Source organism: Shewanella sp. SM32, from assembly GCF_025654235.1.
Lineage (GTDB): Bacteria > Pseudomonadota > Gammaproteobacteria > Enterobacterales > Shewanellaceae > Shewanella > Shewanella oncorhynchi.
This window is the reverse complement of sequence record NZ_JAKKRO010000094.1, coordinates 1-11,749: the sequence shown is the minus strand read 5'-3', so window position 1 is coordinate 11,749 and position 11,749 is coordinate 1. Positions and strand designations below refer to the sequence as shown.

Sequence of the window (11,749 nt, the reverse complement as noted above, 5' to 3'; positions counted from 1 at the left end):
TGATGGTTCAATGCCTGTTGTGGCTAGTTGGTTTACACGCACAGCAACAGGGCTGGGATAAGCATTTTCAGGCCAATACCATTGGGCATCGAACGGTACTCTCAACGATTCGCTTGGGATTGGAGGTACTCAGGCGGCCTGATTATCAAATCACGGAGAAAGAATTGCTGGCGGCCTGGGTATTATTCGCCAATCAGTTGCTCAAATATGGCTATGCTATGGCTGATTTATGAGGGGATCCTTCAGCGCGGTGTGTCACCGAGTGCATTAGATATCGATCCGACTCCTTTCTATTAATCTTCAAATCCTACCTTAAATGCCGGTCATCTGAGTCGATGGCTGGTGTGAATGATTGCAGAGCCTGCGCTAAAAACCGTAAACTGAAAGTATTTCTCTGGTCGAGCAATGCTATGAACAGTGCTATGAAATCTCTATTTCCTATTTTTATCATTATCTTATCCTTGGCTTTGTTAATCCCAGGGGTGACTCAACCTATTTTGAGTATCAGCGGCAGTATCGATAAGGCCAAGCTGGCGGAACAAGGCATAGAGCAAGTTGCCCAAAGCTTTGATGAGGACTCTGGACGTGACAGTGCCCGCGGTATGTTAAGCATGGTCAGTGGTTTGCTTGGGTTTAATAGTCTTAAAGGTGAAGTCCAAGTGTTGCAGAAGACTCGTAGTATTTGGGGAACAGTGACCGAGCTTTATCACTCTGGTAATGGGCTCGTCGCGGGATTAGTCATGTTATTCAGTGTGATAGTGCCAGCCTTGAAGTTGAGCTTAATGTTGGCACAGCAATGTGTTAGCTCGATTGGCCTGAAACTGAGGATTAATGCCGTCGTCAACGCACTCGCCAAGTGGTCGATGGCCGATGTGTTTGTGGTAGCGCTGATCATCACCTTTATGGCGGGGAACGCCTCAGGTGGCATGGGGGAAATGCTAAAAACCCAAGCGCAATTTGAAAATGGATTTTACTTCTTTACCGCTTACTGCATTTTATCGATCCTGAGTGGTTTTTTAGTGCGGCGTCCAACGCCAATTTTGTAGCTATTTTATAAGGCATCCCGACCTTAGCGATAAGGCCGGATGACGAGATTTAACGCGGTTAATGGCGCAGTGAGTTAGGACAAAGTGCCATTTTGATAAATGGGCATAATCCAATAGCGACAGGGATTATGTTTGCAGACCAACGCCAGCGCAGCGAGCAGCGCGGCTTGTTGTGCAACGGGGTGCATGATTTCGAATTTGCAAAACTCCCGATAACCTTCCACTTGTTCCTTGATATTAAAATGGCTGTGTTCACGGCTAAAACCACAAATATTCCCTAGGCTAAAACCCGATAGAAACTCTAACTCTATCAAGGTATCGACTATGTCGTCCTTAATATCATTTTGGGCGATCAGTACTAACAGTTGTTCTGTGCTCATTTACGTTTCTCCAGCCAAAAATACAGAATTGGCAGTAAATACAGTGTGGTAATGGTTGAAGTGAGCAGACCGCCAATCACCACAATCGCTAAAGGTTTTTGAATTTCAGCCCCAGGACCTGAGGCAAACACTAGCGGCATAAGACCAAACATGGCCGTTGTCGCCGTCATCAAAATGGGGCGTAAACGCCGCGCCGCACCTTGTTCTACCCGTTCGCGCAGATTACTGAACATGTGCTTGGTTTGTTCGTAATAGCTGACCATTACCACGCCATTGAGCACAGCGACGCCGAGCAGGGCGATAAAGCCAACTGAGGCGGGCACGGACAAATACTCCCCCGATAAATACAGGCTAACTATACCGCCCATCATAGCGAAGGGAACGTTGGCGAGGATTAAGCCCGCTTTGGCCAGTGAGCCAAATGTGGTGAATAAAATCAAAGTGATCAGTGCGATAGCAATGGGGATCACTAACAGTAAATTGCTGGTGGCTCGCTGCTGGTTTTCAAACTCGCCACCAAAACTCACGCTATAACCGCTCGGGAGTTTGATTTCCTTTGCGATTTTAGCGTTGAGCTCTTCTACAAAACTCACAATATCGCGACCCTGCACGTTGGTGGTGATCACTGAAAAGCGATTCCCTTGCTCACGCTCGATAAGGATGGGGCCTTGCTTATAGCTTAAGGTGGCGACATCACTCAGGCGTTTTAAGGAGTGATCTGGCATCACCAGTAACTGATTTTTAAGCTCATTAATGCTGCTTAAGTGGCTCTGATTATTAGCCATCAGTACGGGTGTGCGCTTCTTACCTTGCAGCACTTCGGTCACTATCACGCCTTCGAGTTGGCTTTTCAGGTAGCGAGCAAACTCCATGGTGCTCATGCCAAAGCCACGGGCGAGCTCGTTATCTAAGGTGAGGTTGATAAAAGGACTGCCTTCGATCATCGCCATTTTCACATCGACGCTGCTGCTGGTGGCATTAACGAGCTGTTGGATCTGGCTCGTGAGCTGGCCTAAGGTGTCGATATCATTACCAAAGACCTTAATCGCCACGTCGCCAATACTACCAGTGAGCATTTCGGACACGCGCATTTGTATCGGTTGAGTGAAGTTAAAATTAACGCCGGGATAGTCCAATAACACAGTGCGGATCGCATCGATAAGCGCTTCTTTATTGGCAAAGCGCCATTCGCTGCGGGGCAGAAGTTCTAAGAATACATCGGTTTCATTGAGCCCCATGGGATCTAAGCCGATTTCATCCGCGCCAGTACGCGCCACCATTTGTTTGATTTCAGGAACTTTAGCCAGCAAGGTTTGCTGAATTTGCTTGTCGATGGCAATCGAAGCTTCGAGTGAAATCGACGGGGATTTCTCCAGCTGCAGGATAATGTCGCCTTCATCTAAGGTCGGCATAAAGGTTTTTCCCACTAACCCGAACAAGCCTAAGCTGACGATAAGCAAGCTAAAGGCGATCACCATAAAGCGTTTTTGATGGCTAAACGTGCTCTTGAGGCTGGCCAGATAAAGCTGTTTAAGCTTTTCAATCGCCTTAGGTTCCTTGGCGGCTTTTTCGTTGACGAGATAAGAAGCGATAACCGGAATAACGGTTAACGACAACACCAGCGCCGACAGCATGGCAAACACGATAGTGACCGCAACTGGGGTAAAGAGTTTGCCTTCGAGCCCGCTCAAGGTCAGTAAGGGCGAGAACACTATCATGACGATCACAGTGCCCGACACTACGGGAATGGCAACGTCCTTGGTCGCGCGAAAAATCAAATGCAGCCGCGGTAATCTCTGCTTAGTAGCGATAAGATTCACCATGTTTTCGACTACGACCACAGATGAATCCACTAACATGCCGATGGCGATAACTAGTCCGCCTAGGCTCATTAAGTTCGCAGAAAGATTGAAGTAATCCATCATCAAAAACGTCATCAACGCGGCAAGAGGCAGCGAGAGTGACACGACCAATGCGGCGCGCACGTTACCTAAAAATAGCGCCAGCAAGATGATCACCAACACTACGGCTTCGAATAAGGCATTGGAGATAGTATCAATCGCGGTATTGATCAGATTCGCGCGGTCGTAAAAGGTGTTGATCTGGCTGCCTTCTGGCAAGGTTAGGCTGATTTGATCGAGTTTCTCTTTAATGTTTTTGACTACTTGTGCGGTATTGGCGTCTTTCAGGGCGATGATCAAGGCTTCGGCGGTTTCGTTGCCATCTTTAGTGACTGCGCCATAGCGGGCTAAGTGGCCAATTTGAATATCGGCCAAATCCTGCAGTCGATAGACTCTGGCATCATCGGCCTTGATCACCAATTGTTTGAGTTCGTCGATGTCATCGATGCGACCTTCGGCGCGCACTATGATGGTATCTGTACCAATGGTGAGCTTGCCCGCACCTTCGTTGTGATTATTCTCAACTATCGCCTGTTGCAGCGCCGCAAAACTTACGCCCGCGGCCGCCATAGCCGCAGGTTTGGGTGTCACACTAAAGCTTTTGGCATAGCCACCGAGGATATTCACATCGGCGACACCTGCAACGGTTCGTAGTAGCGGACGGATTTCCCATTCGAGCAACTGCCGTCTTTCCATCAGCGAAAGATTGGGATTTTCGAGTGAAAACATAAAGATTTCGCTGAGCGGCGTACTCATTGGCGCCACACCGCCCGTCACACCTTCAGGGAAACTGTCCCACACGGCGGCGATGCGTTCGCTCACCTGCTGGCGCGCCCAATAGATATCTGTGCCTTCGTCAAAATCGAGGGTGATATCGCTGATGGCGTATTTAGTGGTCGAGCGCAGAATCGATTGATGGGGAATACCTAGCAGTTCGGTTTCAATCGGCACGGTAATTTGCGCTTCGATTTCCTCCGGCGTCATGCCGGGCGCCTTGAGGATAATCTTCACTTGGGTGGGCGAAATATCGGGAAAGGCATCCAAGGGAATGGAAAACCAGGCTCGCGCTCCCGCTAATATGATGATCAGCGCCACAATCAGCACAAATAAGCGCTGCGTAAGCGAAAAGCGGATGACTGAGGTCAACATCTTATTCGCCTCCTAAGCCAAGCATTATGCCTTTGACTGCAGCAACTGACTGGGATAACACTTGGATTTGGCTGAGTTCTTGATCGCTTTCAACGATATATTGCTCAGGAGTTGAGCCAAGAATATTGATTGTAATCGAGGTGAGCGTGTCGGCGGTTTTAGTGAAGACTTGGCTGTCTTGCTCCCAACTGAATACGCTATTTTTAGGGAGTAAATACACCGCCTTTTGATACTCAGGTATCACAGTGATCTGTTGTCCTAACAATAAGTTACATTCCTGCGGTACGGGTGATGACCAAGCGGTCACAAAGGCACCTTCGGCGATGGCCGACACGGACTCAATAGCGATATGGCACTGATTGATATTCACCGCCGAGAGCGAATATGACTGACTCATTGGCACACTGACCTTGACGCGAATGCTGTCGCTGGGCACCAGTGAGAATAGCTGCGAACCCGCCATATAAGGCCCATTCACTTGATTGAGTTTAACGATCCCCGCCACTGGCGTGCCTACCACTAGGGAGTCTGTGGTGGCATCTGTGCTTTTGACTATCTCCATAAAATGCTGCATGTGCTCGTATTCGAGGTGAGTGCTGAAGTAGTCTTGGCTGATCTCTTGCCATTTTTCTGCGCTGATACTGCCATTGTTTACTAAGAGTTTATTGCGCTCATAACGACTTTTTGCCAGTTGATATAAGCTGCTGGCGGCTTCGACTTGGGCGAGGTAGTGGAACACTTCTGGCCCAGTCAGTTTAACTATTGCTTGGCCTTTAGTGACGAGCTGGCCTTGGCCGACGAGAAAGCTGATCTGCTGGATATTCTCCGGCGTGCTGATCCAATAATCGTTACCGGGGAGGATTTCAACCTGCGCGGGCAACGGGCTGCCCTCATAACTGGCGACTTTCTGTGGTTGTACGTAGCTCAGGTCTAAATTACCGAGGGAGCTTATCGTTAAGGATTCAGCCTGCACTAAAGTGGCAACACTGGCGGATAAACAGAAAAGGCATGCGCCGTACTTGGCCATCATAATGAAATTCCTAAGGCTTGCAGTTGTTGGGAGTGCAGTTGTTGCTGCGCGACTTGGTTTAGTGCTAAGCGGGATTCGGTATCGAGGGTATCCATATAGCGGCGTAGCCAGACTTCGTAGCTAACTTGATTTTGGTCTTTGACCTTGGCCAGCTCTTCAGTGATGGTGCGGCTAAGGTGTAAGGCTTGAGTTAGCAATGTCTGTTGGTCGAGTAAGTTTTGTTGCTGTTGTTCTAGCTTTTTAAGCTGAGTTTTCAGTTCGATATAGGTACGGTCGAGGTTGAGCGTGTGCTCGGTATTGGCTTGTTGCCATTGGGATAATTCGGTTTGTGATAGGGCAGAACCTAAGGTCAGTGGTACAGAAACGGCGATGCCAAGCTGTTGATCATCGACTTGATTATCGGCGGTATTTTTGGCCGTGAGTGAGACTGCCCAAGGATCGTTATTCCCCGCTTGCTGACTCTGGATGATCAACAGCTGTTGCTGTTTCTGCAGGCTCAATAATTGCCATAATGGATGTTGCGCGAGCATGTCATTGGATTGGTTGTTGGCAGAAAGTGGCCGCGCGGTTTCGGCTATGTTCTGCGGTATTTGCTCTTGTCCGGTGAGTTGTTGATAGAGGGCAAGCGCCTCAGCCTGTTGCTGGTTAAGGTCGACCCGCTCCAGTGCAATATCCACCAGTTCGCGCTCTAACAAGAGAATGTGGGCAATCGGCAGTTCGCCCGCATCTGTGAGTTGCTTTTGCTGACTATGAAGCTTGTCGAGTAATTGGCTCTTGCGATCTAATTGGGCCAGTTTCACTGCAGCAAGACGATGTTCCCACAGGCTTTGTCGCAATAATCCCGATAAATACAGGCCTTGCAGCGCGGCTTGTTGCACCTGAATGCCTTGGGTGAGTTGTTTAATTTGCTTATCGCTGCTGTGCAAAGCAGGGGATTTTATTGGCAAATTGAGTGAGAGTTCCTGCTCGTAGCTGTTACCATTATCTAGGCTACCTAAGTGACTCAAGCTAATGCTCGGCAGGCCATTGAGCCAAGATGAACTGCTTAAGCTTATTTGTGATTGCGGTAACTGGCCGCCCGATTGAGATAGAGAATGTAATCTTGCTTGGCTGGTGGTGAGTGCTTGAGATAGCTCGGAATTAGCGGCGTGGCACAGGAAACTGCTGCTGACTAAGGTCGCCAACAGACATAACTTGATACAAGACGTACTGACAGACATAGGACGATTCTATGGTAATAAAGTGTGCTGTCAGTGTAGGGATTGGTGGGCGAAAGTCGTGGGGGACATGTATCATAAAACCGTCTATGGTACATATGTCCCATAAATTAATGGGTTGATTTTGCTTTTATTTAGGAGTTTTCGATGAAGGATTTTGTCATTATTGGTCTGTTGGCCTTGATCATATGCTTTAAGCTTTTTGACATCACTTCCGACATTCAATTGGGCATTCCCCAATGGCATATTGCCCAGGAAGCCATGTTATTAGTGCTCACTGTGATTGGTGCCATGTACTTAAGTTATGACCTTATTCGTCGCTCCCGCGAGGTGAAAGCGTTAGCTAAACGGTTGGAGCATGCGGATAAAAAAATCGACAATATGTCGACGCAAATGCGCTCTGCCAGACAAGAATACAGCCAAGCTGTGTCGCAGCAATTCGAGACTTGGGGCTTTACTAAGAGTGAGCAGCAAGTGGCATTTTTATTACTTAAGGGCTTAAGCTTTAAAGAAATTGCCGAAGTGCGCCAGACTAAAGAAAAAACCGTCAGACAACAGGCATCGACCATTTACGGTAAAGCGGCAGTCGATGGACGCCATACTTTTTGCGCTTGGTTTATGGAAGATTTTATTCAAGAACATAATCAAGATCTTGCTGCGAATGAAGCGGCATCAAGCCCTAAGGCAGCTTAATCAACGCAGGATTGGCTTAGCTGTTATAGCTATTTGTTATTGAAAATCGATATTTGCTGAGTTTTTAGTTCTAAACAATAATGAGCATCCCCTAAGTTTGCAGGAAGATGCAATTGAAAAACTGGCTGATTATCGTGTTTTGCCTGATTGCCTTGGTCGCTTCGACGCAAACCACAGGACTCGTGCGTTCACTTATCGAATTCTCCGCCTTTGTTGGCGTCCTCTACTGGGCTTGGCGAATGAAGCCGACGGCAGAGTAGATTGGCTTTGAGTTAAATCTTAGCTATTGAAAATAAACAATATACACTAAAGACGTGATACCAATTGCTGCCCACAGCATCACCCCAAGCAACAAAGGTTTGGGGCCACTCGCCCGCATTTTCTGCACTGTAATTCCTGCACCAATCAAAAACAAACACAGGACTAATGCCCGTTTCGACACCATAAATAAGGTGTCATAAACAGCGTGGAATTGTGGCAACCAATGGGCCACGGCAATGGCTAAACAATAAAAACCGATAAAATACGGCAGGTTAAGCTTGCGCTTATTGCCACCAAACAACATAGCGCTGACCAATGCTATCGGAATAATCCACAGGGCACGGGCGAGTTTTATGGTAGTGGCGGTTTTTAAGGCTTCATCGCCGTAGGCTGAAGCCGCGCCGACAACCGATGAAGTATCGTGGATGGCGATGGCACTCCACACGCCAAAATCGTATTGGCTCATATTGAGCAAGTGGCCGAGTGCAGGGAATAAAAATAGCGCGACTGAATTGAGCACAAATACGCAGGCTAACGCAGTGGCGGTTTGATCGTTACGCGCATTGATGGCCGGAGCGACTGCGGCAATGGCGCTGCCACCGCAAATAGCGGTACCAGAGGCGATTAAGTGGCCCGTGACATGATCAAATTTCAGGGCGCGGGTGAGCATAAACCCTAAGCTGAGGGTGAAAAAGATTGAGCCAACAATCAGGCCGAAGTTGTGGGTGCTCGCCTCGATCGCCGCGTTTAAGTTAATCCCAAACCCTAAGCCAATGATCGAATAAGACAGGAGTTTTTTGGTGAGTGCGGCGATATTCCATTGCACTGGCACCCAACCAAGGCTGGCTAAGGTAAAACCTAACACTAGCGCCATGGGCGATGAGATAAAAGGCGCGAGGCATAACAAACCCGCACAGATGAAAACGATGCGATGAGTCTTATTATTTTGCTGTGATGTCGATGAAGAATTCATAACGCCTTAGGCTCGAGCGATTCGGTTTATCGTTCCAACCACAGATCTTCACATTAAGCGACGGATACAAAATGGCGATCAATTGGATTGATCATGGAGACAGATGAAAGAGGGCATTATAGCTGTGTGTATGAGCCTCAATAAAATCAATTAAACTTATCTAGTTAATCAGTTTTATTGACTCTTAGAAGGTTTGGCAAAGTAGGAGGGTAAATCGAAGGAGATGAACTGAGCTCAGTTCATCTCCTTGGCGAAATTGTAAATGGCTAGATTATAAAGAGTGAAATTATAAATTTACGATACTTTTCAAGTTATAATCGCTGCCATCCTTTGCGGTAAACAACTTATCTTGGGTGTCGTTGGCGCTGGACATACCCGCATGTAATAGGCTGAGCCAATGGCGCGATGCGGCAGAACGTGACTCTGGTGTTCCGACTACCATGTTTAATGACGTTCCGATTTGGATATCTTCCAGATTGGCAACGTCTCTCGCACCTATCATGCCACTGCGGTCGAAACTGAGTTCAACGTGGCAACCTAGGTCCTGTAATACTATGGCGCAAGGCGCATCTTTAGTGCCGTTAAAGGCCACAAACTGTTTTGGCTGACGTAAACCACTGTGGCTGCCGTCGGCAAAAAAGGCCAACAGGTGTTGGTAGTAAACCACATAGCTGCTCACATCTTGGTGTGAACCAGAGTTAAGTGGAAAGAGGCGGTCGAGGAATTGTTTCGCATTAGCGATCTTCTCGTGCTCGGCGACATTGACTTGGGCCACGGCTAGCACTTCTTCTGCGATGAGGCTGTTTAGATTCGGTTGGATCTGGTTGCTCTTGATAATTGACATATTCATCGCTTGTTCCTCTCACTCTTTCAATTTAAAAAAAATTCAGGGTTTTGATTTAACTTTTGGCTTATCAAAGTTTGTCTTCAATTTGGTTTGTCCGCTTTGAGTGCTTAGCCACTTTTAGTGGGAGTGGTTAAGCATTTCTTGTACTGGAATGGCTTAGCTTGTTCGCATTAGCCTTTCCTTGATTGCTTGATTGCTTGATTGCTTGATTTGTAGTCTAGTCTTTTTTTGACTACAATTTCACAATAAAAATTTTACACTGTGAATTTTACAAAATGCGCAATGACCAGAGCTTGATGAGAAAATCACATTTCCTAGGCACAAAAATACGTAACCTACGGAAACGTAATAATTTAACTATGGAAGATTTGTCGGCACGATGCATTCGAGTCGACGCGGGAAGTGCGCCCTCTGTGTCATATTTGTCGATGATCGAACGTGGCAAGCGTGTGCCGAGTGCCGGAATGCTGGCTGTGATCGCCGCGGTTTTTCAAAAAGACGCCGAATGGTTCTTAGACGATGTGCCCGAAGAAAACGCCATTACGCCAGACAAGGGTCGACGTGGTGGCATAAGTGGTATGGCACTCGAACCCAGCTTTTTGTTTTCCAATGATATTTTACAAATAGCGATACCTGAGATGCTGTCGCAAACAGGGATCTCAGGTCGGCAGTTTGCCCATTTATTGATCCGCGCCCATCAAGAACACCATCAAAATCATTTCCCTGATCTTGAACGTGCCGCTGAAGAAGTCGGCCTCAAACGTATGCCCTTATCTCTGGACGATATGCTGGATATTGCTAAGGGAATGGGATTAAAAATTAAGTGGATAGACAGTACGCCGCAGGAAGTTATCGATGAAATGGGCGTGAGTTCGCGTCAGTTGGTCACCTCATTTATTGAGCCGCCGAGCACGATTTATGTAAATAAAATCCTCAAAAATCGCCCCAACAGACTCAAATATGATTTAGCCGTGCACATAGGTCATTGCGTGTTGCACAACAAGGATGGCCTCAAGAGTGTGATGATCTCAGGCCGCAAATTAGAAGTGGATGAAGAGGCGGGTATGCAGTCCAATACCTTGAACGCGCAGGATATCTTGCATGCATGGCGCGATTTTGAATCGAGCTTCTTCGCCGGTGCGCTGCTGTGTCCTAAAGTGCCTTATCGCCAATTACTCGACCGCCACGGTTATGAGATTGAAGTACACAAGCAACTGCAAGTGTCAGCTTCAGTCGCCATGCGGCGTATGACTGTCGTCTCTCCTTATCCCCATTGGCATTATTTCGATGCTTACGCACCGGGCAAGCTCAAAGCCGTTTACCGTGGTAACGGGATTCCACTGCCTTGGGGCAATATGCGACTAGTGGAAGACCCTTGTCAGCATTGGGCCGTCTTTAGGATGATCAGCGAGCCGACGGTCGGCACTTCGGCACAGATTTCGATTTTAAACGTCGGCAACGAACCACGCATTTACTGCTGCGAGTCGATTAAAGTCGAAGACTCGGCGGGCAACCCGCATGTTCTCTGTGCAGGCATAGATTTAAATCCAGCGATTGAAGCACAGGGTAAAGATGCCCTGTCTATCGCCCACGACCTGAAAGATGCCTGTGTCGCCAGCGGCGGTTCAGTCACTATTCCCAAACACATTAAAAGCGATCTGGTCAGCGTCGCAAAAATCCTCAATATCAACTGGATAGAACGCGGGATCAAAAACGATGCCCGCCTTATTTGCTCTCGCGGCGCCGTATGCCCACGTCAACCAAGTTGCTATCAAGCAGGTAAGTCACAGTGTGATGGGGCAACGTAAATCACTATTTGATTTACGTTGAGTTTTGCGGGCTTACAGCCGAGAAAGTCGTGGGGCTTCACCCCACACCCGACCAAGGAGGACTGCTCGTCCTATCCTCCTTGGATGCTCCATGACGCCCCCAACGGAGTTGAAAGCTCCTTGTGCTCATTGGCAAATTTGCTATCGCTTCCGAAGTCCTCGCTTTACATCCATGTAAAGCACTCCAGTTCGGCAATCCCTGCCTCTCGCTCATAAGCGCGAAAATCACCGATTTTCATTCGCCCCTGCACCTGTGAAAGCTCTGAAGAATCCCCTGATGATTTACAAATAAATCATCAAATTAGGGTGGAAGCGCATCTTGTTGCATGATCAAATGGTTTCGCTAAAAACTACACTTGGACAACAAGATGCGCGAAGCCAATATCCTACAACATTCTTTACACCAATACTGCCCAGAACTTC

At 47.8% G+C, this 11,749-nt stretch carries 10 protein-coding genes and 1 pseudogene; 5 read left to right on the top strand and 6 right to left on the bottom strand.

The window, feature by feature from the left end; translation table 11 throughout:
- Positions 1-233, top strand: a pseudogene (locus tag L5M10_RS22395) (IS4 family transposase); the annotation flags it as partial.
- A gap of 177 nt (positions 234-410) precedes the next feature.
- Complete coding sequence (locus L5M10_RS22390) at positions 411-1,046, top strand: paraquat-inducible protein A (RefSeq protein WP_173248414.1); 636 nt, start codon at positions 411-413, stop codon at positions 1,044-1,046.
- A gap of 74 nt (positions 1,047-1,120) precedes the next feature.
- Here L5M10_RS22390 and L5M10_RS22385 read toward each other — a convergent pair whose 3' ends face one another.
- The 4 genes from L5M10_RS22385 to L5M10_RS22370 are packed head-to-tail and all read right to left on the bottom strand — an operon-like array spanning position 1,121 to position 6,726.
- The gene (locus tag L5M10_RS22385; protein WP_105250730.1) at positions 1,121-1,426 is read right to left on the bottom strand and encodes a DUF3240 family protein; all 306 of its coding nucleotides are present in this window, start codon (positions 1,424-1,426) and stop codon (positions 1,121-1,123) included.
- Complete coding sequence (locus L5M10_RS22380) at positions 1,423-4,476, bottom strand: efflux RND transporter permease subunit (RefSeq protein ID WP_263198569.1); 3,054 nt, start codon at positions 4,474-4,476, stop codon at positions 1,423-1,425. The genes L5M10_RS22385 and L5M10_RS22380 overlap by 4 nt, the downstream gene beginning before the upstream one ends.
- Before the next feature lies 1 nt (position 4,477).
- A complete protein-coding gene (locus L5M10_RS22375; protein WP_263198568.1) occupies positions 4,478-5,506 on the bottom strand; it encodes a membrane fusion-like protein in 1,029 nt (342 codons plus the stop codon).
- The gene (locus tag L5M10_RS22370) at positions 5,503-6,726 is read right to left on the bottom strand and encodes a metal transporter (RefSeq protein WP_263198566.1); all 1,224 of its coding nucleotides are present in this window, start codon (positions 6,724-6,726) and stop codon (positions 5,503-5,505) included. Before L5M10_RS22370 ends, L5M10_RS22375 begins: the two co-directional genes overlap by 4 nt.
- 144 nt (positions 6,727-6,870) lie before the next feature.
- On the opposite strand from L5M10_RS22370, the gene L5M10_RS22365 reads away from it, so the two are divergent.
- Both L5M10_RS22365 and L5M10_RS22360 read left to right on the top strand, forming a co-directional pair.
- Positions 6,871-7,416: a helix-turn-helix transcriptional regulator gene (locus tag L5M10_RS22365; RefSeq protein ID WP_263198564.1), complete on the top strand. Its 546-nt coding sequence runs from the start codon at positions 6,871-6,873 to the stop codon at positions 7,414-7,416.
- Positions 7,417-7,529: 113 nt separating this feature from the next.
- Entirely contained in the window at positions 7,530-7,676 is a 147-nt protein-coding gene (locus L5M10_RS22360; RefSeq protein ID WP_105253023.1) for a hypothetical protein, read from the top strand.
- A 23-nt stretch (positions 7,677-7,699) separates the two neighbouring features.
- Here L5M10_RS22360 and L5M10_RS22355 read toward each other — a convergent pair whose 3' ends face one another.
- Positions 7,700-8,650: a YeiH family protein gene (locus L5M10_RS22355; RefSeq protein ID WP_168826154.1), complete on the bottom strand. Its 951-nt coding sequence runs from the start codon at positions 8,648-8,650 to the stop codon at positions 7,700-7,702.
- Positions 8,651-8,936: 286 nt separating this feature from the next.
- Positions 8,937-9,500, bottom strand: coding sequence for a malate synthase (locus tag L5M10_RS22350; protein WP_011845404.1), 564 nt, complete (start codon positions 9,498-9,500; stop codon positions 8,937-8,939).
- Between the two features lie 272 nt (positions 9,501-9,772).
- Between L5M10_RS22350 and L5M10_RS22345 the strand changes: the two genes are divergently transcribed.
- Positions 9,773-11,305: a DUF3612 domain-containing protein gene (locus L5M10_RS22345; RefSeq protein ID WP_105250724.1), complete on the top strand. Its 1,533-nt coding sequence runs from the start codon at positions 9,773-9,775 to the stop codon at positions 11,303-11,305.
- Positions 11,306-11,749 lie beyond the last annotated feature (444 nt).

What these genes read in the sequence shown, in the direction of transcription:
- L5M10_RS22345 (WP_105250724.1), top strand. Translation starts at nt 9,773, where the DNA reads ATGCGCAATGACCAGAGCTTGATGAGAAAATCACATTTCCTAGGCACA.
- L5M10_RS22350 (WP_011845404.1), bottom strand. Translation starts at nt 9,500, where the DNA reads ATGAATATGTCAATTATCAAGAGCAACCAGATCCAACCGAATCTAAAC.
- L5M10_RS22355 (WP_168826154.1), bottom strand. Translation starts at nt 8,650, where the DNA reads ATGAATTCTTCATCGACATCACAGCAAAATAATAAGACTCATCGCATC.
- L5M10_RS22390 (WP_173248414.1), top strand. Translation starts at nt 411, where the DNA reads ATGAACAGTGCTATGAAATCTCTATTTCCTATTTTTATCATTATCTTA.
- L5M10_RS22365 (WP_263198564.1), top strand. Translation starts at nt 6,871, where the DNA reads ATGAAGGATTTTGTCATTATTGGTCTGTTGGCCTTGATCATATGCTTT.
- L5M10_RS22380 (WP_263198569.1), bottom strand. Translation starts at nt 4,476, where the DNA reads ATGTTGACCTCAGTCATCCGCTTTTCGCTTACGCAGCGCTTATTTGTG.
- L5M10_RS22385 (WP_105250730.1), bottom strand. Translation starts at nt 1,426, where the DNA reads ATGAGCACAGAACAACTGTTAGTACTGATCGCCCAAAATGATATTAAG.
- L5M10_RS22370 (WP_263198566.1), bottom strand. Translation starts at nt 6,726, where the DNA reads ATGTCTGTCAGTACGTCTTGTATCAAGTTATGTCTGTTGGCGACCTTA.
- L5M10_RS22375 (WP_263198568.1), bottom strand. Translation starts at nt 5,506, where the DNA reads ATGATGGCCAAGTACGGCGCATGCCTTTTCTGTTTATCCGCCAGTGTT.